Source organism: Paracoccus halophilus (assembly GCF_000763905.1).
Taxonomy (GTDB): domain Bacteria; phylum Pseudomonadota; class Alphaproteobacteria; order Rhodobacterales; family Rhodobacteraceae; genus Paracoccus; species Paracoccus halophilus.
Map to the genome: position 1 here is coordinate 16,516 of NZ_JRKN01000030.1, position 20,147 is coordinate 36,662.

22 protein-coding genes and 3 pseudogenes are annotated in these 20,147 nt (G+C 63.4%); 11 read left to right on the plus strand and 14 right to left on the minus strand.

The window, feature by feature from the left end:
- Window positions 1-155: 155 nt before the first annotated feature.
- Window positions 156-494 carry a hypothetical protein gene (locus IT41_RS22195; protein ID WP_036743180.1) on the plus strand — a complete coding sequence of 113 codons (339 nt, stop codon included), beginning with the start codon at window positions 156-158 and terminating at the stop codon, window positions 492-494.
- Here the strand turns inward: IT41_RS22195 and dctP are convergent.
- The 3 genes from dctP to IT41_RS15730 all read right to left on the minus strand — a co-directional run bounded on the left by dctP (window position 478) and on the right by IT41_RS15730 (window position 2,991).
- Window positions 478-1,692 (minus strand): TRAP transporter substrate-binding protein DctP, encoded by a 1,215-nt coding sequence (gene dctP, locus IT41_RS20175; protein ID WP_074948172.1) that lies wholly within the window; start codon window positions 1,690-1,692, stop codon window positions 478-480. The genes IT41_RS22195 and dctP overlap by 17 nt on opposite strands.
- Window positions 1,693-1,753: 61 nt before the next feature.
- Complete coding sequence (locus tag IT41_RS15725) at window positions 1,754-2,125, minus strand: SDR family oxidoreductase (protein ID WP_425320063.1); 372 nt, start codon at window positions 2,123-2,125, stop codon at window positions 1,754-1,756.
- Window positions 2,126-2,382: 257 nt separating this feature from the next.
- Window positions 2,383-2,991 (minus strand): TetR/AcrR family transcriptional regulator, encoded by a 609-nt coding sequence (locus IT41_RS15730; protein WP_036743205.1) that lies wholly within the window; start codon window positions 2,989-2,991, stop codon window positions 2,383-2,385.
- Between the two features lie 113 nt (window positions 2,992-3,104).
- Between IT41_RS15730 and IT41_RS15735 the strand changes: the two genes are divergently transcribed.
- Window positions 3,105-3,950, plus strand: a complete 846-nt coding sequence (locus IT41_RS15735) for a DUF6920 family protein (protein ID WP_036743206.1) — start codon at window positions 3,105-3,107, stop codon at window positions 3,948-3,950.
- A 101-nt stretch (window positions 3,951-4,051) separates the two neighbouring features.
- Here the strand turns inward: IT41_RS15735 and IT41_RS15740 are convergent, their stop codons facing one another.
- Window positions 4,052-4,732 carry a peptide-methionine (S)-S-oxide reductase gene (locus IT41_RS15740; RefSeq protein WP_231564772.1) on the minus strand — a complete coding sequence of 227 codons (681 nt, stop codon included), beginning with the start codon at window positions 4,730-4,732 and terminating at the stop codon, window positions 4,052-4,054.
- Window positions 4,732-5,592, minus strand: a complete 861-nt coding sequence (locus IT41_RS15745) for an NmrA family NAD(P)-binding protein (protein ID WP_036743185.1) — start codon at window positions 5,590-5,592, stop codon at window positions 4,732-4,734. The genes IT41_RS15740 and IT41_RS15745 overlap by 1 nt, the downstream gene beginning before the upstream one ends.
- Window positions 5,593-5,682: 90 nt before the next feature.
- Between IT41_RS15745 and IT41_RS15750 the strand changes: the two genes are divergently transcribed.
- The 3 genes and pseudogenes from IT41_RS15750 to IT41_RS20870 all read left to right on the plus strand — a co-directional run.
- Window positions 5,683-6,600 (plus strand): LysR family transcriptional regulator, encoded by a 918-nt coding sequence (locus IT41_RS15750; protein WP_036743188.1) that lies wholly within the window; start codon window positions 5,683-5,685, stop codon window positions 6,598-6,600.
- A 57-nt stretch (window positions 6,601-6,657) separates the two neighbouring features.
- Window positions 6,658-7,458 (plus strand): annotated as a pseudogene (locus IT41_RS15755) (transposase family protein).
- Window positions 7,457-7,588: pseudogene (locus IT41_RS20870) on the plus strand (IS5/IS1182 family transposase); the annotation flags it as partial. The pseudogenes IT41_RS15755 and IT41_RS20870, both read left to right, overlap by 2 nt.
- Before the next feature lie 54 nt (window positions 7,589-7,642).
- Here IT41_RS20870 and IT41_RS15760 read toward each other — a convergent pair.
- Both IT41_RS15760 and IT41_RS15765 read right to left on the minus strand, forming a co-directional pair.
- Window positions 7,643-8,281 (minus strand): NrsF family protein, encoded by a 639-nt coding sequence (locus IT41_RS15760; RefSeq protein WP_036743190.1) that lies wholly within the window; start codon window positions 8,279-8,281, stop codon window positions 7,643-7,645.
- On the minus strand, window positions 8,278-8,844 hold the full coding sequence (locus IT41_RS15765) for a sigma-70 family RNA polymerase sigma factor (RefSeq protein ID WP_052081674.1): 567 nt from the start codon (window positions 8,842-8,844) through the stop codon (window positions 8,278-8,280). The genes IT41_RS15760 and IT41_RS15765 overlap by 4 nt, the downstream gene beginning before the upstream one ends.
- Before the next feature lie 245 nt (window positions 8,845-9,089).
- Between IT41_RS15765 and msrB the strand changes: the two genes are divergently transcribed.
- From msrB to IT41_RS21690, 5 genes are all read left to right on the plus strand, one after another.
- Window positions 9,090-9,533: a peptide-methionine (R)-S-oxide reductase MsrB gene (gene msrB / locus IT41_RS15770; RefSeq protein WP_052081676.1), complete on the plus strand. Its 444-nt coding sequence runs from the start codon at window positions 9,090-9,092 to the stop codon at window positions 9,531-9,533.
- 48 nt (window positions 9,534-9,581) lie between these two features.
- Window positions 9,582-10,301: a peptide-methionine (S)-S-oxide reductase MsrA gene (gene msrA / locus IT41_RS15775; protein WP_052081678.1), complete on the plus strand. Its 720-nt coding sequence runs from the start codon at window positions 9,582-9,584 to the stop codon at window positions 10,299-10,301.
- Window positions 10,302-10,484: 183 nt separating this feature from the next.
- A complete protein-coding gene (locus IT41_RS15780; RefSeq protein WP_139221739.1) occupies window positions 10,485-10,862 on the plus strand; it encodes a hypothetical protein in 378 nt (125 codons plus the stop codon).
- A 71-nt stretch (window positions 10,863-10,933) separates the two neighbouring features.
- Window positions 10,934-11,800: a cytochrome b/b6 domain-containing protein gene (locus IT41_RS15785; RefSeq protein ID WP_052081679.1), complete on the plus strand. Its 867-nt coding sequence runs from the start codon at window positions 10,934-10,936 to the stop codon at window positions 11,798-11,800.
- A gap of 224 nt (window positions 11,801-12,024) precedes the next feature.
- Window positions 12,025-12,555: a molybdopterin-dependent oxidoreductase gene (locus IT41_RS21690; RefSeq protein ID WP_269429323.1), complete on the plus strand. Its 531-nt coding sequence runs from the start codon at window positions 12,025-12,027 to the stop codon at window positions 12,553-12,555.
- Here the strand turns inward: IT41_RS21690 and IT41_RS22075 are convergent.
- Window positions 12,537-12,659 (minus strand): annotated as a pseudogene (locus IT41_RS22075) (IS5/IS1182 family transposase); the annotation flags it as partial. The gene IT41_RS21690 and the pseudogene IT41_RS22075 sit on opposite strands and share 19 nt — an antisense overlap.
- Before the next feature lie 164 nt (window positions 12,660-12,823).
- Here IT41_RS22075 and IT41_RS15795 point away from each other — a divergent pair.
- The gene (locus tag IT41_RS15795) at window positions 12,824-13,198 is read left to right on the plus strand and encodes a type 1 glutamine amidotransferase family protein (RefSeq protein ID WP_139221737.1); all 375 of its coding nucleotides are present in this window, start codon (window positions 12,824-12,826) and stop codon (window positions 13,196-13,198) included.
- Window positions 13,199-13,233: 35 nt separating this feature from the next.
- On the opposite strand, the gene IT41_RS15800 is transcribed toward IT41_RS15795, so the two are convergent.
- The 6 genes from IT41_RS15800 to IT41_RS15825 form a co-directional block, all read right to left on the minus strand.
- Entirely contained in the window at window positions 13,234-15,117 is a 1,884-nt protein-coding gene (locus IT41_RS15800) for a bifunctional sugar phosphate isomerase/epimerase/4-hydroxyphenylpyruvate dioxygenase family protein (protein ID WP_036743195.1), read from the minus strand.
- Entirely contained in the window at window positions 15,114-15,959 is an 846-nt protein-coding gene (locus IT41_RS15805; protein ID WP_036743198.1) for a shikimate dehydrogenase family protein, read from the minus strand. The genes IT41_RS15800 and IT41_RS15805 overlap by 4 nt, the downstream gene beginning before the upstream one ends.
- Window positions 15,956-17,011, minus strand: a complete 1,056-nt coding sequence (locus IT41_RS15810; RefSeq protein ID WP_036743199.1) for a Gfo/Idh/MocA family protein — start codon at window positions 17,009-17,011, stop codon at window positions 15,956-15,958. The genes IT41_RS15805 and IT41_RS15810 overlap by 4 nt, the downstream gene beginning before the upstream one ends.
- A gap of 3 nt (window positions 17,012-17,014) precedes the next feature.
- Window positions 17,015-18,511 (minus strand): tripartite tricarboxylate transporter permease, encoded by a 1,497-nt coding sequence (locus tag IT41_RS15815; RefSeq protein WP_036743201.1) that lies wholly within the window; start codon window positions 18,509-18,511, stop codon window positions 17,015-17,017.
- A gap of 12 nt (window positions 18,512-18,523) precedes the next feature.
- Window positions 18,524-19,024, minus strand: a complete 501-nt coding sequence (locus IT41_RS15820; protein ID WP_036743202.1) for a tripartite tricarboxylate transporter TctB family protein — start codon at window positions 19,022-19,024, stop codon at window positions 18,524-18,526.
- Window positions 19,025-19,185: 161 nt separating this feature from the next.
- Window positions 19,186-20,067 carry a tripartite tricarboxylate transporter substrate binding protein gene (locus IT41_RS15825; protein ID WP_081967585.1) on the minus strand — a complete coding sequence of 294 codons (882 nt, stop codon included), beginning with the start codon at window positions 20,065-20,067 and terminating at the stop codon, window positions 19,186-19,188.
- Between the last annotated feature and the right edge of the window lie 80 nt (window positions 20,068-20,147).

Below are 20,147 nucleotides of genomic sequence, written 5' to 3' on the forward strand. Positions count from 1 at the left end.
ACCGAATCTACCGGGCACCTTCGTAGCATTCATAGCAACAGTCCGAACGAACTGCAATAAAAATTGCATTTTAGTGTTTGACGCAATTTTATGCTCTTGTGTGTAATGCTGCCCTACCCACTGTATTACGAGGTAGCGGGTTTGATGATGATGGGTTGCCGCGCGAACGGCGGGTCTGGGCGGCGTTCTTCGGGATGGACCTGCTGAACAACGTCATCCCGTTTTCGCTGATCGTCTGGGGACGGCAGCATATCGCCTCGGGCGTGGCATCGATCCTGAACGCCAAGACGCCGTTGTTCACCGTCCTCGTCGCCCATGATCCGAACTGGCGCGCCACGGGGGTCCGCAACGCAAACGCGGCAGCGAGGTCTGTCTATTGCCGGGAGGGTGACGGGCCCCATTGCTCGCCCAAAAGACCGCCGCGGGCGCGCCGAAGGATCACGGCTTTCTTCGGCCGCAACGCCGTTCGCAACCCATTCATGAAACCGCGCTAGCCTGTACGCGATCTGCAACACGCAACGCGCGGGGGCGCAGATGAAGCTTGTCGTCTGGAACATGGAATGGCTCAACGACCTCGTCGACAGCGAGGCAGGCGCGCTCAAACCCGGCGACAGGAACGTCCGCGGCCCCCGGCTGCCGTGGAAAAACGAAGGCCCCAGCGTCGCCGAACGCATCGCACTCCTGCGCGAGGAGCTCACCGATCTCGACCCGGACATCCTCCTGATCATCGAAGGCCCCGACCGGACAGCGGATATGGAGATCCTGATGGCATCCATATCCGAAGTCCGATGGTTCACCCATATCCAGCGTTCGCGGTTTCCCTCCAGCCCCGACAACCCGCGACTGAGCACCTCGACCCAATGCGTCGGCATCGCCGTCCGAACGGACCGCGGCACTTTCGCGGACACGCACCTGACCATCAACGATGTCGAGGACCCGGCGGCCGGGCTTGTCCACAGGGCGACAGAGCCATTCTTTCTGGATCGCGGCGCCGACCGGGTGCCCGAATGGTTCCGCTATGAGCGCCGCCCGCTCTGGGTCACGGTTCACCCGGCGGAAGGCTCGGATTTCAACATCATGGGCGTGCATCTGAAGTCGAAGGGCATTTTCGGTGCCTATGAGTGGTCGCGCTGGTGGCAACTGGCCGATGCCAACTGCATGCGCCTTCTTGCGCAATGCCGCCACATGCGTGAGGCGTTTCTGGAGGTCTATCTCTCCGATCCTGCGGCGCTCCCGCTGATCGTGGCGGGCGACATCAACGATGCCGTTGTCCCAATTGCCGAGGATCTTCAGGTTCGTTTCTTCGGCGCGGGCGTCCAGCAGCGCGCCGATCTCTCCGTCCAGCACCTCCCATGCGGTGGGCAGATCCTGAAACAGGAAGGGCAGACCCAGCAGGCCCATCTCGGGAACCATCTGGCTGGTTGTGCCCTGGCTGCTGGCGGTGACCTGAATGACGCCGGCCGAGGCTGATGTCAGCGTCTCGGCGTCGTCGCCAAGCGTGGCCGAAGGCGCGACGAGGACGGTATATTCGCCGCCGGTGCATTCGGTGAATGTGTCGGCCCAAAGCTGGGCCGCCTCATAGCGTGGATTGCCGGGGTTTTCACCATGGGCCAGAATGATCTCCTCGGCCATGGCGGCACCCCCGCCCGCGGCCGCGCCGCAGGCGATGATCGCCGCAAGTTCAAGTCTCATCTTCTCCTCCTGATTTGTGCCGGGTGGTGCCCTCGTCCGAACCTCCGGAGGGCGCGACGCCCTAATGGATCAGCGATCCGCCGTTCACGTCGATCTCGGTTCCGGTGCAGTAGGCCGAGAGGTCCGAGGCCAGAAACAATGCGCAGCCCGCGACATCGCTGGCCTGACCCGCGCGGCCCATGGGGATGCCGGCGAGGATCTGTTCGTTCATCTCGGGCGTCAGCTTGCCGGCGGTGATGTCGGTGGCGATGAAGCCGGGGCAGATGGCGTTGACGCGGATATTGTCGGGCGCCAGTTCGCGGGCCATGGCCTTGGTCAGGCCCAGCACGCCGGCCTTGGCGGCCGAATAATGCGGCCCACCGAAGATGCCGCCGCCGCGCTGCGCGGAGACCGAGCTGAGGTTTACGATACTGCCCGATTTCTGCTTGCGCATGTCAGGCGCTCGTCACCGACAATTCAGAAGCAAGCGATAATCTTCCTCAACGGCTACGAAAAATCAACGGGTTAAGAACGCATTTAGCCAGTAATCTTTCCTCATTTGCCAATCAAACCTTCGTCGACAGCCGACCTTCACTGCGCGTGGCGTGGACGGTCGAGATGCGGGACGGAGCCGACATTCCAGGTTTCTTGACCAGTGTCCGTTATCCTTTCCACTGGAGCCACTCCACTGAAACCACCGCGGGCGACATTTCACGAGAAGCGATACAGCCTGAAAAACAGGTCCGTGATCCGTTTGGCCCGGTCGTCGATCTCATGGCTTGCAAGAGGTGGAATAGCGCCAAGCGCCTGTTGCATTTGAAGCTCTCCGATCAGGAGCCCGATGAAGACTTCCGTGGCCTCTCGGAGACCATGATCAAAGCGGAAGCGACCCGATGCAGCGAGCTTGGCCATGAGGGCGTCAATAAGCCCAATCATGACCTGCCGGGCGTTCTTTTCGACGGCTGCCGCCAGAAGACCCGTTTCCTGAACATCTGCCACGGCTGCCCGATTGATGATGATGGCCTTTTCTGTCGCAGTGAATTCCAAAAGCAGCTTGCCAAGGTCGAACAATGCGTCGTCCGGATTGGCGTTGCCTGAAACGGCCTCCTGAAGAGAGTCTTCCACGATCCTGGCATTGCTCGAAATCAGGCTGCTGAACAGGGCCTGCTTGTTTCCATACCAGGCATAGAGCGTCTCGTTGGAGGCCCTGGCCCGCTTCGCGATTTCCAGCATGCTGGCCTTCTTGTAGCCGACGTTCTCAAGCAGTTCGAAAGCTGCGGCCTCGATCTGGGCGCGGCGTTCAGTCTGTTTTTCGGACATTTCGGCACTCCCCCCGATTTCGCTTGACAGGTGACCGTACATAAGTTTACGCACCGGGTAAATATCCGTACATAAGTTTACAGATGCCGGCTGATGGACGAAAGGAGTCCAGGATGCGAGTTTGGAAATGGATATCGCGCGGGGCGGCGATGCTGTTGATGGGGGCCGCCGTCACGGTGGGGATCGGGTCCTACAGGACAGAGCGCGACATCGGCAGGCTGCAGGACGCAATTGCGGGGATCGCTGCAGCGACGTCGTTTGAACAGCCGAGTGAATCCGATCTTGCCGCCCTGCCGGCTCCGGTGCGGCGTTACTTTGCTTTCGCCTTTCCCAGAGGCATCCCGGAGGCGCGGCTCGTCAGGCAGACATCCGAGGGACAGTTTCGCCGCCCTCGGACAGAGACATTCAATTTCACCAAAGCCGAGCAGGTGATCGCAATATCGCAACCCGCTTTGATGTTTTCCGCAACAACGCCGATCATCCCCGGCGTCTGGGCGCGGGCTTACGACTTCTTTGCCAATGGCGAAATGGAAATGAAGGCAAAGATCCTGTCCACGCTGACCGTCGTGGATGAACGTGAAACCCCTGAACTGAACGTGATTTCGCTGCGCCGCTGGCTGTTGGAATCGCCGCTCTACCCACAGGCGCTTCTGCCCGGTGGGCAAGTGACATGGCAGCCGATAGACGACCAAAGCGCCCGCGCCATTGTTGCGGCCGATGGACTTCAGTCATCCATGATCGTGTATTTCGACAAGACGGGTGCCATCGCCCGCATGGTGGCCGAAGAGGATGGCGATCTGGACACGCCCTATCACGGCTCGGGAGAGCACGTGACCCGCTCGGACTACCGTGAGGTCGATGGCGTGATGATCCCACACGAATTTGTCATTTCGCGCATGGCCGATGGCGGGATTTTCCCCTTCTTCGAAGCGAGGCTGAACAGCCTGTCTTTCGAGTAAGTGTCGGAAAGTAACGATCCCATGTTCATCAGGCTAATGGCTGTCTTTGCCGCACCCGTGCCTGTCAGATCACGTACTGACTTCTATACGTCCTCCAGCCGCTATACGTCCTCCAGCCAAAGGCCGGCGAACCGCTGCCGCAGCAGGGCCAGTTTCGGCTCGATATAGGCCTCGCAGAACGGGCCGTTGCGGTTGCGAACGTAGTAGTCCTTGAACCGCGTGTCCGATGGTTTGAAGGCTTCAAACGAAAACACCTCGGTCACGATGTCGCTGTCGGTCTGCTGCGCGATCATGTCGATGATCCGGCGCGCGGCCTCGCCGTCGGCAGCGTCATGGACATAGATGGCACTGCGGTATTTTCCGCGCATCTTGTGGTGCGAGGCGCTGGAATGGGTGGCCAGGTGCACCGCAATCAGGTCGTCAAAGGTGATCAAGGCCGGATCCCACGTCACCGCCACGGCTTCGGAGAAGCTGTCATGCGGCGGGCTTGAGGCAATGAAGCCCTGCTTGACGTCCATGACACCGCGAAGCGACTGGAACACAGCCTCGGTGCACCAGTGGCATCCACTGCCAAAACCCGAGCTTTGTACCATCCGCCGAACCCCGACCCTGCGCGGGATTGCGCCGCTCGAACTCACGCAATGCGGACCTTGCTGCCATGTGGCCAAGGTCCGGTCTCGCGAACAGCTCGCTTGGCGAATGGATAAGGGCCTTCCTTTCGCTCGGCGCAGCACAGCACAGAAAATGTTTGGCTCACAGGACGGAACCGACTTGATCGGCATTAAACAATCATTTCGCGAACCGCATCCTGTAACGAGACTGCGTTGCCGCGCTTCTCTTGCCCTTGTTCACTTTCAAACCGCCTTGCGGCGATTGCATCATACATCTCCAGCAGGACCGTCGCGGCCTCGGCCGGAATGCCGGCATCGGCCAGTATGCCGGGCCGCGCCTCGGGCGACACGAAACTTGCAGAGACCGGGCGCCCAAGCACGGTCGAAAAGGCCTGTGCTACGTCATCGGCGCTCCACCCCTCTGCAACATGCAGTTCAACGATCCGTTTGCCTCGCCAACTTTCTCGGATCAGCAGATCGGTCGCCGCTCGGCCGATATCACGCGTGCTGATCATCGGGATCTTCTGGTCGGGTTTCAGAAAGGTCGGCAGCATGCCATCCCTGATCGCGGCTTCAGCAACCTCACCGAAGCCTTCGACGAAGTAACCCGCTCGCAGGATCGCCAGACTGGGGACGGAACCTGTCAAGCTGGCCTCGAAACCGTGCAACGCCGAGATCGCGCCGGCCCCTTTTGCATGCTGCGCTCCGATTGATGAAAGCACGACAGCCTTGGGCAAATTCGCTGTCCGCGCGGCGATCGCATAGTTCGCCCCGACCTGCTCTGCCCGTGCGAAAGCATCACCCGACATCGGCGGCGGGTTCAGCAGAAATGCGCCATCAGCGTCTTTCAGTGCGGCAGTCATCGCATCAATGTCATCGAGATCGGCGATACTGACACCCGCCCCCGATCCGCGCCAATCCCCAGCCAGCTCCGGGCGCCGCAGAACCACACGGATCGCAGCGCCTTGGGCCAGCATAGATCGGGCCACAGCGCCGCCGGCGCGGCCGCTTGCTCCGAATATCGTATACATCTTCCGCCTCCTTTGATGCATGTCTTCATGATGCGTAAAGTCTAGGGCAGGCCATTGATATGCTTCCAATGCATTTGGTATATAGTGACTATGCATCAAAGGAATTTACGCAGTGTCGATCTGAATCTGCTGGTCGTCCTCGAGGCGTTGCTGGCAGAGCGCAATGTCACCCGTGCAGCCAAACGCCTCGGCTTGAGCCAACCGGCAACGAGCCGCGCCCTCGGCAGATTGCGCGCCGTTCTGGGCGACAAACTGCTTGCCGAGGGGGCCGGCGGCTATTCGCTGACGCCGCGTGCCGTGACGCTGGAACCGGTTCTGAAAAGCGTCCTGACCGAGATCTCCGGGATGCTGGATGCCCAGCCCTTCGATCCGGCGACGGCACAGGGACGCATCCGGCTGATGACACCCGATTTGCACGCAGCGGGACTTTTGTCACCTCTGCTGGCGCAGATTACGGAGGCGGCACCGGGTCTGGATATCGAGGTCCCTCCACTTCAAGAGGATCCTCTGAGCGCACTCGAGAACGATCAAATTGATGCCGTCATCGGCGTGATGGATACTGCAAGATCGGGCATCCAGCGCCGTGCCCTGTTCGATGATCGCTATGTATGCCTGTTGCGGGCAGGTCACCCCGCAATACGCCAGGGCTTCTCGATCGATGATTTTCTGGCCTGCGATCATGTCGTTGTGGCCATCACCGATGTCGGTCCGACCACCGTGGACGAAACGCTGGCGGGTCAGGGCCTGACACGCCGCGTTCGGGTCCGTATTCCGAGCTTTCTTGCCGCAATGGATATGGTTTCCAGATCCGAGTTGGTCATGACGCTCCCAGAGACGCTGGCACGGACGGCAGATGTCAAGCGCTTCGCCATCCTGCCGCCGCCAATGGACCTGCCAGGCTTCACGATGAGCCTTTTATGGCATAAACGATATCAGGACGCTCCTCCCCACATCTGGTTGCGCGAGGCGATCGTAACGGCGGCTGCGTCAATTATGTCTGATCGCTAGCTGTCTGATCCCACGGTTTGATGGTGCGATCCTTTCTTCGGAATGGAAGGATGCCCCATGGGACAGGTTCGTCACGGAAGCGCCACGACCACGCACGCGGTCCGAGCTGCAATGATGAGAGCCTGCCCGCCGTCGGTCCAGGGGCTGGCCCGGATGACCGCAAGCTTCGCTCGCGGCGCCGAGCCGGGAACCGGACATCAACCCCAGGACCGTTGCGAAGTGGCGCAAGCGCGCCACGGTCGAGGATATGAAGACCGGATCGTCGGAGCCTCGGTCCACCGTCCTCAGCGAAGCCGAAGAAGCGATGGTCGTGACGTTCCGGCGTCATGCGCTTCTGCCGTTGGACGACTGCCTTTATGCCTTGCAGCCCTCAATCCCTCACCAGACGCGATCTGCGCTGCACCGATGCCTGCCACGATAGGGCATCTCGCGCCTGCCTGATATGGAGGGCGACAAGCCGAAGCGGTCGCAGTTCAAACGCGACCCCACAGGGGTCTTCCAAATTGATATCGCCGAGGTGCAAGCCGCTGAGGGCAAACCATATTTGTTCGTTGGAACCGACCGGACGAGCAGGTTCGCCGTGACCCGGCTCGTCGACAGGGCCGACAGGAAGACAGCCTGGGAATTCCTTCAGCGCATGCTCGAAGCCGTGCCCTGCCGTCAGGCGCTTCCACTACGACAGTCACGATCAGCTCCGAATACACCTCGGGGACTTCATGGCGGCATACAGCTTCGCGCGCAGGCTCAAGACGCTCGCCGGTCTCACGCCCTACGAATGCATCTGCAAGATCCGGACTTCAGGGCCCGACAGATTCATCCTGAACCCGATCACACCAGATGCCGGGACTGAACACGTGATGCGCCGAGGGAGCATGGCCCGCCAAAGACCCTCTGCAATGGCTGGAAGCAAAGGGTCTTCGCCCGGATGATGGACGGTCTGGCCGCCGAGCCTACCGTTCCGAAGACGGTGATGATCGACGCGATCTATGCATTGCAAGGAGTTCATCGGCATTTGGCCTTGAGAAGGCCAGAAGGATGGCTCTCACCAGCGCAGCACTCTTCCTCCGAAAGCAGCGCCCGCCCCGGTGACGACAAGCAGGGCAAGCCCATACCAGCTGACGAAGAAGAGGGGGTTGTCCTGCGTGCAAAAGAGCGAATAGCCGGTGGCGGCGCCTGCCGCCGCCGTCATTCCGACCAGCGCGCCCGACAGGGGGGGATTCATCGCGGCACCTTCACGCAGGAGACGCAGGATACAGACCGTCGGAATGATCGACAGCAGAATGATCGCGCCGAGGCATTCGCCCACCGAGGCTATTCCGACCTCGGCAAATCGCTCGGCCGGGGGGAGCAGAGCAAAGGCGCCAAGCCACAGTACTGTAGCGGCAGCCACCGGCGTCAACAGCAGCCAGCCAGCGATGCCGGGCCGCGCGCCGGGACGGGCCAGCCGCAGCAGGGTCAGCAGCGACAGAACGCAGATCGCCAGTGGCAGGGCGGTCTTGAGCGGCACCAGCGGATTGACCCAGGCCGATAACAGGGCTGGCCGCATACCTGCGGCAAGCAGGAACGCCGCCGCCGGCAGCGCGATGGAAGCCATGGCAAGGGCGGCAATCCGGCGCGGGCTGAAGGCAGGCGGTGGCGGATCTTCGGCAAGCCGGGCGATCAGTTCATCGGTGCTTGTCATGACTTGTCCTCTTGTCCGAACGTGGCCAGGCGCTTCATGGCCCGGTGCAAAGTGACCCGCAGATTGCCGGGGGACATCGCGAGACGGGCGCTGACATCGCCGGGCGCCTCTTCGCGCAGGGCAAGGGCGCGCACCACCTCGGCCGAGCGCGGATCGAGCTGTCCCAGCAGCCGGTCAACCTCGCGCCGGTCGTCACGGGCGGCGAGCGGATCGGCCCCTTCCTCCGCGGGCAGCACGTCGCTGTAATCCTCGATCGGCAGATGCACCCTGATGCCCCGGCGGCGGCAGGCGTCGATGACCTTGTAACGCGCAATGGCATAGAGCCAGGGCCGAAGCGGCGAGGCGGGGTCCCAGGTCTGCCGCTTGAGATGGATGGCCAACAATATCTCCTGCACGATATCCTCGTGTTGATCGGGCGGCAGGCTGCGACCGCGCGCGCGCACGATGCCCCGCAAAACGGGGGCGACCGCCTGCAGAAAGCGGGCATAGGCCTGACCGTCCCCGGCATTGGCTGCCAGAAGCTGCACGGCCAGAGGATCCTCGGGATCTTCGGGCGACGTCATTTCTTGTCCATTCGCTGCTCAGGGGCTGATCGTTACTGCATTTCGCCCCGCCGACAAGATTTTCCCGCATTTTCCGGACAGACCGCGAAAATCGGGGCAAAGCGAACACCAATCCGTGAGCGGCGTAACGCCCCCTGCGGCCCGCGCGAAAGGACATGCCGTAAGCCCGCTCCGATCCGGGCCAAACCCAAGGGTGCATGACCATGTCGCCAGATCGACGTTCCTTTCTGAGCCGTCTGCTTTTTATGACCGCTGCCGCGCCGCTTGCGCTGCATGGCGCCGCCGCGCGGGCCCGAGAGGGTTTTCCGCTTGTCCGTTCGGAAGACGAATGGCGCCGCCTGCTGAGCCCGGCGCAATATGACGTGCTGCGCCGCAAGGGCACGGAGCGGGCCTTCACCAGCCCGCTGCTGAACGAACATCGCAAGGGCATCTTCGCCTGTGCCGGCTGCGACCTTGGCCTCTTTGATGCGGGCACCAAGTTCGAAAGCGGCACCGGCTGGCCGAGTTTCTGGCAACCCTTGCCAGAGGCGGTGGGCACCGAAACCGACAATTCGTACTTCATGATCCGCACCGAGGTGCATTGCAGCCGCTGCGGCGGCCATCTGGGCCATGTCTTCGACGACGGCCCGCCGCCCACCGGCCTGCGCTACTGCATGAACGGCGTCGCCATGACCTTCCATCCCGCCTGAAGACGGCCCCCCGCCTTCTTTGCAACCTGTCGTTCAGGAGTGACCTTGATGCATATGTCGATCCGTCCCAGCCCACGGCGCGAAACCGGGCTTTTCGTCCTTGGCCTTGCAATGCTGATTGCGGGCGCGACGTTCCTTTCGGGAACGGCAGGCCTTGCCGGAGAGGGCAGGCCGGTTCCTGCCCCCGCCGTCGATGAAACCGCCAAGACCGGCATGGAAACCGCCATCGTTGCCGGTGGCTGTTTCTGGGGTGTGCAGGGTGTCTATCAGCATGTCGAGGGCGTGGTGTCGGCCACCTCGGGCTATATCGGCGGCAGTATCGCCAATCCCGGTTATGAGGCGGTCAGCAGCGGTGCCACCGGCCATGCCGAAGCGGTGAAGATCACCTATGATCCGGAAAAGGTCAGCTATGGCACGTTGCTTCAGATCTTCTTTTCCGTCGTGGCCGACCCGACAACGCTGAACTATCAGGGGCCGGACCGCGGCACGCAGTATCGCACGGCGATCTTCGCCACCACTGGCGAGCAGGCCGAAATCGCCAGCACCTATATCGCGCAGCTGGAGGACGATGGCTTGTTTGATGCCCCCATCGTGACCCGTGTCGAGACAGCTTCGAAATTCTACCGGGCCGAGGATTACCATCAGGATTACCTGACGCTGAACCCTTCCAGCCCCTACATCATCCGCAATGATCTGCCCAAGATCGCCAATCTCAAGACCTTCTTCCCGGACAGATTCCGGGTCCGCCCGGTGCTGGAAATGCACTGAGGCAGTGCTCAACCCCTTGACACCACCAGCCAAGCGCGACGCTGCCGGGGCCGCAACGTGAACGGCTTCCGCGTCCGGTGACGGCTGGCCCGGATTCATCGATCGGACTGCTGGAAAGCGCCGATTTCACCCGCCGGAACGCAAACAGAAAAGCGCGTCTCCGGCTTACTAGGAGAGACCACCATGACCCGCATTCTTGCCGCACTGGCTATTTCCACCGCGCTCGCTGCCCCGGCTCTTGCCGAAGACATGGCTTGCAGCGCCTTCAACATGCTCGACAACGACGGGATGATGGCTGCCATGGAGGCGGCAAAGATGGCCCCCGATGGCATGGCGGCCGAGGACGGCATGATGTCCGGCGATGACGCCATGGCCGCGGAAGACGGGATGATGTCCTCTGACGGCGCGATGGCATCGGAAGACGGGATGATGTCTTCTGACGATGCCATGGCATCCGAAGACGGCATGATGGGCGGCGAGGATGCGCTGGCCGCCCTGGTCAAGGCCTGCGCCGAACATCCGGACATGATGGTCAGCGATGCGATGAAGCCGATGAACTGACCATTCTGCCGGCCCCGGGGCTCCCCGGAGCGATCGCGGGGCCGGCAGATTTCCAGAAGCGGGAGAGCGCCATGCATGCCGACAGTTCCAGCAGTATCGCCACCACAAGGCCCGCCTGCGACGCCAAAGCCACTGGCGGGCAAGTGGTCTTCCGGCACCGTCTGTCGACGCGGCTCTGGCACTGGACCAATGCCGTCGCCTGCGTGATCCTCTTGATGAGCGGGCTGATGATCTTCAACGCCCATCCCCGGCTGTACTGGGGCGCATATGGCGCCAACCCCGATCACGCCTGGCTTCAGATCGGGGCGACTGAGGCAAATACCGGCTATCTGCGGATCGGGTCGCTGACCTTCGACACCACGGGCGTGCTCGGCCGATGGACCGACAGCAACGGGCAGTTGCGCAACCGCGCCTTTCCCTCCTGGGCGACCTTGCCGAAAAGCTACAACCTGGCGCAGGCGCGGCGCTGGCATCTGACCTTTGCCTGGGTTTTTGCGCTTGGCCTTGCCGCCTATCTGCTGCGCAGCCTGTTCAACCGCCATCTGCGGCGCGACATCCTGCCGATGGCAGAGGAGATGCGCCCCGCGCATATCTGGCACGACATTCGGCAGCATGCCCGACTGAAATTCCCGAAAGGAGCGGCGGCACGGCGCTATAACGTTTTGCAAAAGCTCTCATATCTTTCGGTTCTGATCGTGCTGATCCCCGGCATGGTGCTGACCGGCATGACGATGTCGCCGGCGCTGAACGCCGTTTTTCCATGGCTTCTGGACCTGTTTGGCGGCCGCCAGTCCGCCAGATCGCTGCATTTCCTGTTCGCGGGCGGCCTTGTCCTCTTCGTGCTGGTGCATCTGCTGATGGTCGTGCTGGCCGGCCCCGTGAACGAAATCCGCTCGATGATCACCGGCCGTTACCGGCTTCCGAAGGAGAAAGACTGATGGCTCGCCTCATCGCCCGCCGCGCGGTCCTGGCCGGGCTTGGCTTTTCGGCCATTGCCGGCGGCACGGCCGGATTGGCCTTCAGCCCGGATTTCCGCGAAATGGTCCTCGGAACCGGAGAAAGGCTTGCCTATGGCACCCATCGCCTGATCGGCCGCAATGCGCTGGCGCCCGAGTTCACCGAGGCCGATCTTTCCCCCGATTTCCGCACCAACGGCAATACCATGCCTCGGTCCGAGGTCTATCGGCGTCACCTGGAGAGCGGCTTTTCCGATTGGGCGCTGAGGGTCGACGGACTGGTCAACACCCCCATGGCCTTCACGCTGGACGCGCTGAAGGCCATGCCGGCGCGCACCCAGATCACCCGCCACGACTGCGTGGAAGGGTGGAGCGCGATCGGCAAATGGACCGGTGTGCCGCTCGCGCAGATCCTGACGCGGGCCGGTCTGCTGCCTGCGGCGCGTTTCGTCGTGTTTCATTGCGCCGATGATTTCGGCGGTATGGCCTATTACGAAAGCATCGATCTGGTCGATGCCTTCCACCCCCAGACCCTGCTGGCCTATGCGATGAACGACCGTCCCCTTCCGGTAGGGCATGGTATGCCGCTGCGGCTGCGGGTCGAGCGGCAGCTTGGCTACAAGCAGGCGAAATACATCATGCGGATCGAGGTGACATCGACGCTTGCCCGAACGGGCCTTGGAAAGGGCGGCTATTGGGAAGACCAGATCGGTTATGACTGGTATGCCGGTATCTGACCGAGCAGGTCGGCTAGCAACGGTGCATCAACGATATGGCTCGCGGTGAACTCGACGGCGCGGATCTCCGGCGTTTCCTCGTCGATCCCGAGGGGGATCCTGCGCCGTGAGCCGTGTCGCGCCATGGGTCCGAGCGACAACGGCGAACGCGCCGCTTGGGCCCACCAGCGCGGGGATACGGGATGTTCGCCGGCCAGCGTCTTCTGGCGGCTGCCCAGCGTGCTGACGTCGGGCACCGACCAGTCGCGAGCCACGGAAACTGGCCGATGTGCTGGCCGGCCCGCTGGACGATTACGCCGCAGTAATAGTCCCAGACGGGCATGGCGCGCTGAATGGCATCCCGGACAGCGCGGATATGGCAAAGGCGCTTAGCTGCGCGCTGGCCAATGACCGCTATTTCGTCACGCTGTGCCACGGCCCGGCCTGCCTGCTGGCCCCTGCGGATGATGCGGGCTATCCGTTCAAGGGCCATGAGATCTGCGTCTTTCCCGATGCGCTGGAAAAGCACGGCATCAAGGTGCTGGACGACGATATCACCGGCATGGTCCATCGCGACCGCAAGCTTTTGACCGGGGACAGCCCGCTGGCCTCGAACGCACTGGGGCGGCTTGCGGCCGAGGCGCTGCTGGCCGATTACGGCTGACAAAACGGCGGGGCAGCCCGGCGGCCGCCCCTGCGCTAATGGCGCGGCATGCCGGCCGGACGGCCGCTGCGTTTCTGCGCGGCGATGCGGAAGGGGGCGTTAGGGGCGCCATAGCCCTGATAATCGCCCTGACGCTGGACGATCTCGAAGAAACAGCCGTCGGGCCGCGGTTGCGAATAAAGCTGAAAGAACTGCCCGCCCGCATCCTCGTCATACAGGATATTGGCGCGGCGCATACGCTGGGTCAGCGCCGGGTCCAGTCCGAAACGCGCCTCGACATCGGCATAATAATTCTCGCCGATGCGCAGGGCGGGGAAATCGCAGGCAGCCAGCGCCTCGGCCGTGGCGAAGATGTCATCCGTCGCAAAGGCGATATGCTGGACCGAGGCACCCAGGCTTTCCTCGATAAAGCGGCCGGCCAGCGTGCGCCGCGCCTCGGCGCCGTTCAGCGTGACCCGCATCCCGCCGGATCGGATCGCCTGGCTGCGCACCAGCCCGTCCGGGTCGATCACGTCGACCATCGGCGATTTTTGCGCATCCAGAACCTCGGTATAGTAAAGCGAGGCGCTCAGCATCTCGTCATAGGCCATGGTCTGGGCGAAATGGTCGATGCCGGTCAGCCCGGCGCCCCTGATCGCCTCGGGGTCGCTCAGGCGGAAATCGACATGCCAGATATCGCCCGGACCGTCCGGCTGATCGAGGAAACGGATCACGCTGCCGCCAATGCCGCGAATGGCGGGGATGGCCAGTTCGCCCGCGCCGATATCCTGCGCATGCGGACGCGCCAGCAGGGCGGTGCCGCGCTGGAATGCGGCATCGGCATCCGGGACATGCAGGCCGATTTCCGACACCGTGGTGCCATGCGCCACATAGGAAGTATGGGCAAATCCGATGCTGTCGGTATTGACCAGCAGGTTGACCCCGCCCTGCCGCCACAGCGTCACGGGTTTCGACACATGCGTGCCGGCGGGCCTGAACCCGGTCTGGCGCAGCAGGGTTTCGATGCCGGTCGTCTCGCCCTCGCTGCTGGCGAATTCGATGAATTCGATCCTGTCCACGGCTTGCGGCGCCGGAAATTTCGGCAGATCGACCGCCAGCGCCGGCTCGGACCGGCGGGCGCGGTCCATGACGCCGATCAGGCTGCGATGGCCGTCCTGCGCCACCAGACGCGGCAGGCCCGAGCGGAACTGGTCGTTGAATATCTCAAGGCTCAGCGGGCCGGCATAGCCGGTCGCCAGAACCGCGCGCATGAAGCCGGTGACGTCCAGATCGCCCTCGCCCGGCATGTTGCGGAAATGGCGCGACCAGTAGAGCAGGTCCATGTCGATCGCGGGCGCATCGGCAAGCTGCACGAAAAAGATGCGGTCGCCCGGAATGGTGCGGATCGAGCCGGGATCGATCTTGCGGCCCAGCGTGTGGAAACTGTCCAGGATCAGCCCGACATTGTCGTGACCCGCGCGGCGCACCACCTCCCATGCGTCGCGGTGATCGCTGACGAACCGGCCCCAGCACAGCGCCTCGAACCCGACGCGGACGCCGTATTGCGCGGCCAGATCGCCCAGGTCGCGGAAATCCTGCGCCATGCGGTCGATGCCGCCCATGGCCGCCGGATGGACCGACGAACAGACCAGCATCAGATCGGTGCCAAGCTGGTTCATCAGCTCGAACTTGCGGGCGGCGCGGGCGAATGCGCGGCTGCGATGCGGGTCGGGCAGGCCCTCGAAATCGCGAAAGGGCTGGAACAGCGTGATCTCAAGCCCGTGGTCGCGGACCATGCGGCCAACCTCGGCCGGGCTGTGATCCGAGGCGATGAAATCCTGTTCGAATATCTCGATCCCGTCAAAGCCGGCCGCGGCGATGGCGGCCAGCTTTTCGCTCAGTGTGCCGGACAGCGAAACCGTGGCGATCGAGGTTTTCATTCCGTGTCCTTTCCATCCGCCAGATCCTGGCGCAGCCGGGCCTCGTCCAGCGGCAGGCCGGTGAACAGCGTCCAGGAATCCAGCCCCTGGCCGATGAACAGCTCGTATCCCGAAATGACCTGCAGCCCCTCGGCCGCCGCGTCCTGCAGGAACTGCGTATCGACCGGGGTATAGACCGCATCAAAGGCCCAGGCGGCGCCTTGCAGATGCGCGCGCGGCAGCGGCGTGCCCTCGTATCCGACCATGCCGACCGGGGTGCAGTTCACGATGCCGGATGCGCCCGCCGCCAGTTCGGCGGCGTCGGTGCCGGTCAGGACGGTCAGGCCGGGCCGCGCGGCCCCTAGCGCCGCGGCCAGCGCCTGCGCCTTGGGCAGGTCGCGATCGGCGATCCGGAATTCCGTCATGCCAAGCGCGATCAGGCCAAAGGCCACCGCCTTGCCCACCCCGCCGGCGCCGATCATCAGCACCGGCCCGGGCGCGGCATCCCCCCTGACCCAGCGATAGGCACGGATAAAGCCGGAATGATCGGTGTTATAGCCATGCGGCCCGCCCTGATCGAAAACCACGGTATTGACCGCCCCCATGGCCCGCACCAGCGGATCGTCGATCACCACCTTGGCGGCGACGCGTTCCTTATAGGGATAGGTCACGTTGACGGCGCGATAGCCGGCCCCCGCGACATGCTGGAACAATTGGTCAAAGGGCTTGCCCTCGACCTTGGGGATCAGCCGGTCATAGCGCACGGCGAGGCCGTTTTGCAGCCCCGCCAGCCGGTGCAGGCGCGGCGATTGCGAGGCGACGATATTGTCGCCGATCAGACCCAGACGGATGCCTTCGGTCATTGGATTTCCCTTTCCATGATGGTCTCGCGCCCGGCCGTTCCGGCGGCGCGGCGAATGGCGTCCACAACCGCGACCGAGCGGGCGGCATCGCGCAGGCTGACCAGCGGCGCTGCCTCGCCCCGGATCACGGCGGCGAAATGGTCGATTTGCAGCAGCAGCGGATCGGCGTCCTGCACGTCTGCCTCATGCGCGCCCAGCGGTGTGAACCAGCCGCGCGGGCCGTCCTGATGTCGCCACATCCGCAACGAGGGCAGTTCCAGCGCGCCATGGGTGCCGCTGATCCAGGTGCAGCTTTGGCCGGTGGGCGGGTAATCGGGGTTTTCGGCTGAAGTCAGCTCCCAACTCCAGGGGGCGGCGGCGGTATCCGATACGGTGACGGTCCCCAGCGCGCCGTTTTCGAAGCGCAGGATCGCGGCGGCGGTATCCTCGACGGCAAAGCCGCGCAGAGCGTTCGACTGCACCGCCTGCACATCGGCGATTTCACCGACGATATGGCGCAGAAAGTCGATATCGTGGATCAGGTTGGTCAGAACCGGCCCGGCGCCGGGCTGGCGGCGCCATTCCGGGGCAAAGTAATCGTCGGGCTTGCAAAGCATGACCGAGGCCTGCACCGCCACCACCCGCCCGATGGCGCCCGATTGCACCAGTTCGCGGGCACGGGCGATGCGGGGATTGTGGCGGCGGTGATGGCCGACCAGCATCGGCACGCCCGCGGCCTCGGCCGCATCGGCCAGGACCAGTGCGTCCGGGGCCGAGGCCGTCACCGGCTTTTCGATCAGCGCCGGCAGGCCCATTGCCACGCATTCCAGCCCCTGTTGCAGATGCAGCGCGGTGGGCGTGGCAAGGACCACCCCCGCCACCCCGGTCAGGTCCGCAAGCCCCTTGTGATAGGGCACCCCCAGCGATGCGGCCAGTTCTGCCGCATCGTCCGAAGGATCGACGATGGCCCCCAGCCGGGCCGCCCGGCTGGTGCCCAGGGCCACGATATGCTTGCGCCCTATGGCACCTGCGCCCGCAACGGCAATGGCAAGGGAATCGGCTGGGGACTGCATGGCCTATGCCTCTTTCTGGCGACGGATCATCCGCCACAGCGGTGTGTTGGACAGGATGATCAGGCAGACGGTGGCGAACAGGACCAGCGATAGCGGGCTGGTCACGATGCCCCGCATCAGCCCCAGGAAGCTTTCCTGTTCGGAAATGATCGCCCGGCGCCAGTTATCGTCCAGAAGCCGGCTCAGGATCACGCCCAGAATCACCGGCCCCAGCGGATAGCCGTATTCACGCATGAAATAGCCGAATACCCCGAAACCAAGCATCCAGTAGACATCGGTCACGCTGTTATTGACCGCATATGCGCCGACGATGGACAGCACGAGGATCACGGGCAGCAGCACGGTGCGCGGCAGCTCGACGATCTTGACGAACAGGCGGATGCCGGTCAGGCCGAAGATCAGCATGAAGATATTGGCCAGCATCAGCGCGCCGACGATGAACCAGAACATGTGCGGCTGCTCGACCATCAGCATCGGGCCGGGGTTCAGCCCGTGAATGAACAGCGCGCCGATCATGATCGCGGTCACCGCATCGCCCGGAATGCCCAGCGTCATCATCGGGATGAAGGCGCCACCAACGGCCGAGTTGTTGGCGGTTTCCGGGGCGACCAGCCCCTCGATCGCGCCCTTGCCGAAGGGGGTTTCGGGTTTCGGGGTCACGCGCTTGGCATAATCATAGGCCATCAGCGCCGCGATATCGCCACCGGTGCCGGGCAGCGCGCCCACCACCGTGCCGATGGTCGATGTCTGCAGGCCCAGCGGCAGGCATTTGCGCACCTTGGCCCAGGACGGGATGATGCCGCTGACCTTCTGCTTGACCGCCGGGGTGTTGACCGTGTGCAGCTGCGCCAGCGCCTCGGCCACGCCGAACATGCCGATCATCACCGCGACAAAGGATACCCCGCCGCGCAACTCGTCGATGCCGAACACGAACCGGTCCTGCACCGTCAGCGGGTCCATGCCCACCGCGCCGATGGCAATGCCGAGCGCGCCGGAAAATACCCCCTTGATCAGGCTTTCGCCCGACAGCGAGCCGACCAGCAAAATGCCCATGATCGCCAGCAGCATGAAGTCGCGCGGCTGAAAGCGGATGGCGAAATCCGACAGCGAGGGCGCGAACAGCGCCAGTGCCAGAATGCCGATGAAGCCGCCGATGAAGGACACGACGGTCACGATACCGATGGCCTCGCCCGCCTTGCCCTGCTGGGCCAGCGGAAAGCCGTCCATGGCCGTGGCGATGGCCGAGGGCGCGCCGGGGATATTGAGCAGGATCGCCGTGCGCGAGCCGCCATAGACCCCGCCCATATAGATGCCGATCATCAGCGCCAGCGCCGGATAGACATCCCAGGAAAAGGTGAACGAGATCAGGATCGACACCGCCATGGTGACCGACAGACCCGGAATGGCACCGACATAGATGCCCGCGAAGGTACCGGCGGCGACCAGAAACAGCAGTTTCAGATCGGTGACCGGCATCAGGATGTTTGAAATGATTTCCATGCTGTGCTCCGATCAGAACAGGTTGCCGAACCAGGCCAGGATCTCGCCCTCGGGGACGATGCCCTGCGGCATCAGCACGGTGAAGATCAGGCGGAAGATCAGATAGATCAGCGCCACCGTGCCGACCGAAACGCCGATGCAAAAGCCCCAGCCGCGCCGCGACAGGTAGCGGATCATCACCATCAGGAACAGGATCGAGGTCGGAATGAAGCCCAGCGGCTGCAGCAGCAGCGCATAAAGCGCGACCATGACGATGGTGACGACGATGGATTGCGGAACGATATTGCCGGTCAGCGTCTCGGCGCTGCCCTGCGGCTTGCGAAACACCTCCCACAGGATCGCGCCAGCGGAATAGATCATCGTCGCGGATGTCGCCATCGGCACCGCCCCGGGCGAGGACAGCGCCTCAAAGCCGGAAATGCCATAGGCCGACCAGAACAGGAACAGGCTGAACAGGAACAGGAACAGGTTGAAGATTAGCTCGCCGGGGCGACGTGCGGGTGTCGTCTGCATCGCGGGACCTCCCTTGGTCTGAACGCGGCGCGGTTCGCGCGGGGTTAAAGCGGGACTTGGAACAGGCACGCCGCCCCGGATCAAGGCATCTGGCGGGGCGGCGCATGTCGGATCGCATCATCCGGGTCCGGGCCAGGCTTGCAGCCTGGCCGGAGCTGTGCTCAGGGCTTGGCGATGCCGAATTCCTCGGGGGATTTCTTGGCGATGCCCGCCTCCCAGATCAGCCACGAGGTCTTGGCCTGCCAGTCGTCCAGAAAGGACTGCGCCTCGGCCCCGCTCAGCGACAGCATCTTGTAGCCGCGGCCGTCCATCAGGGCAGTGAAATCGGCATTGCCGGCGCCGGCCTGGAAAGCCTCGGTCAGCTTGGCAACCACGTCGTCGGGCGTGCCCTTTTTCACGAATACGCCAAAGAACGGCCCCCAGGGCAGCAGATCGGCGTATTCGGGATTGGTTTCCACCACGGTCTTGGTGTCGGGCAGTTGCGGCGCGGCTTCGGTGTCAAAGACGGCGATGGGCTTCATCTTGCCGCCCTTGATCGATTCGATGGCGGCGCCCAGAACGGCGGGCATCACGTCGATGGCCCCGCCCTGCAAGGCGGTCAGCGCCGGGCCGTCGCCGTCATAGGGCACGAAGGTCACCTCGATCGGTGCCTTGGACTGGATCATCGCCGCGATGACCGAGGGCAGCCCCCCCGGCCCGGTCGAGCCGAACTTGACCGTTTTCGGGTTCGCCTTGATGTAGTCCAGCATCTCGGGGAAGGTGTCGAAGGGCGCATCGGGGCTGGCCACCAGGATCGGAATGCCGCGCGCCAGAACGTTCACCGGCACGAAATCGGAATAATCCTTCTGGCCCAGCTGCATCACCTTGTAGAGCAGCGGGTTTTCCGCGCCGTAAAGCAGCGTATAGCCGTCGGCCTTGCCGCGCTCGGCCTGGTTCAGGCCGATGGCACCGACGCCGCCGGTGACGTTCTGCAAGACGACCTTGCCGCCCAGAACCTGAGTAACGCGCGAAAGTTGGTGATGCCCTGAGGGGCGGCATATCATGGCGGTGTTCAGACGCCGTCAATTCTCAGCCGAGAAAGGGATATGCCACATGTCGGAGACTACCATCAGCACGCTGCCCG

Excerpts from the sequence above, each read along its gene's own strand:
- IT41_RS15745 (WP_036743185.1), bottom strand. The coding sequence starts at position 5,592 with ATGTATACGATATTCGGAGCAAGCGGCCGCGCCGGCGGCGCTGTGGCC.
- IT41_RS15815 (WP_036743201.1), bottom strand. The coding sequence starts at position 18,511 with ATGGAAATCATTTCAAACATCCTGATGCCGGTCACCGATCTGAAACTG.
- IT41_RS15725 (WP_425320063.1), bottom strand. The coding sequence starts at position 2,125 with ATGCGCAAGCAGAAATCGGGCAGTATCGTAAACCTCAGCTCGGTCTCC.
- IT41_RS15740 (WP_231564772.1), bottom strand. The coding sequence starts at position 4,732 with ATGCCGATCAAGTCGGTTCCGTCCTGTGAGCCAAACATTTTCTGTGCT.
- IT41_RS15825 (WP_081967585.1), bottom strand. The coding sequence starts at position 20,067 with ATGATATGCCGCCCCTCAGGGCATCACCAACTTTCGCGCGTTACTCAG.
- IT41_RS15735 (WP_036743206.1), top strand. The coding sequence starts at position 3,105 with ATGCGAGTTTGGAAATGGATATCGCGCGGGGCGGCGATGCTGTTGATG.
- msrA (WP_052081678.1), top strand. The coding sequence starts at position 9,582 with ATGCATATGTCGATCCGTCCCAGCCCACGGCGCGAAACCGGGCTTTTC.
- IT41_RS15785 (WP_052081679.1), top strand. The coding sequence starts at position 10,934 with ATGCATGCCGACAGTTCCAGCAGTATCGCCACCACAAGGCCCGCCTGC.
- IT41_RS15760 (WP_036743190.1), bottom strand. The coding sequence starts at position 8,281 with ATGACAAGCACCGATGAACTGATCGCCCGGCTTGCCGAAGATCCGCCA.
- IT41_RS15820 (WP_036743202.1), bottom strand. The coding sequence starts at position 19,024 with ATGCAGACGACACCCGCACGTCGCCCCGGCGAGCTAATCTTCAACCTG.
- IT41_RS15805 (WP_036743198.1), bottom strand. The coding sequence starts at position 15,959 with ATGACCGAAGGCATCCGTCTGGGTCTGATCGGCGACAATATCGTCGCC.
- IT41_RS15730 (WP_036743205.1), bottom strand. The coding sequence starts at position 2,991 with ATGTCCGAAAAACAGACTGAACGCCGCGCCCAGATCGAGGCCGCAGCT.
- IT41_RS15800 (WP_036743195.1), bottom strand. The coding sequence starts at position 15,117 with ATGAAAACCTCGATCGCCACGGTTTCGCTGTCCGGCACACTGAGCGAA.
- IT41_RS15810 (WP_036743199.1), bottom strand. The coding sequence starts at position 17,011 with ATGCAGTCCCCAGCCGATTCCCTTGCCATTGCCGTTGCGGGCGCAGGT.
- IT41_RS15765 (WP_052081674.1), bottom strand. The coding sequence starts at position 8,844 with ATGACGTCGCCCGAAGATCCCGAGGATCCTCTGGCCGTGCAGCTTCTG.
- IT41_RS15750 (WP_036743188.1), top strand. The coding sequence starts at position 5,683 with ATGCATCAAAGGAATTTACGCAGTGTCGATCTGAATCTGCTGGTCGTC.
- IT41_RS21690 (WP_269429323.1), top strand. The coding sequence starts at position 12,025 with ATGCCTCGGTCCGAGGTCTATCGGCGTCACCTGGAGAGCGGCTTTTCC.
- IT41_RS15780 (WP_139221739.1), top strand. The coding sequence starts at position 10,485 with ATGACCCGCATTCTTGCCGCACTGGCTATTTCCACCGCGCTCGCTGCC.
- msrB (WP_052081676.1), top strand. The coding sequence starts at position 9,090 with ATGACCGCTGCCGCGCCGCTTGCGCTGCATGGCGCCGCCGCGCGGGCC.
- dctP (WP_074948172.1), bottom strand. The coding sequence starts at position 1,692 with ATGAGACTTGAACTTGCGGCGATCATCGCCTGCGGCGCGGCCGCGGGC.